This window comes from Tritonibacter sp. SIMBA_163 (assembly GCF_046535935.1).
GTDB lineage: Bacteria > Pseudomonadota > Alphaproteobacteria > Rhodobacterales > Rhodobacteraceae > Epibacterium > Epibacterium scottomollicae.
Genome location: NZ_JAWJBP010001250.1, coordinates 1 through 238 on the forward strand (window position 1 = coordinate 1; position 238 = coordinate 238).

Consider the following 238-nt stretch of genomic DNA (forward strand, 5'->3'; position numbering starts at 1 on the left):
GGTGGTCATAAGTAATCGCGAAGTTACATTTTCCAGAAGACAGGTGTTCAATACATTCGAGAAAATCACCCGTGTGCATACTGCAGCGAACAGGGGAACTCGGAAATCCGGAACCGCTGATCCAGTTCGGGAAGAAGTAGATCGCCAGTGTGTGCAGGGCGGCGAATGTAAGAAGCTGCGAATTGGCGCCCGCAACATTGTGGCAATCGGTGCGAAGACGGTACATGTCTCTAACGAG

At 51.3% G+C, this 238-nt stretch carries 1 pseudogene; it reads right to left on the reverse strand.

What is annotated here, in order from left to right:
• Positions 1-226: pseudogene (locus R0J92_RS26325) on the reverse strand (hypothetical protein); the annotation flags it as partial.
• Between the last annotated feature and the right edge of the window lie 12 nt (positions 227-238).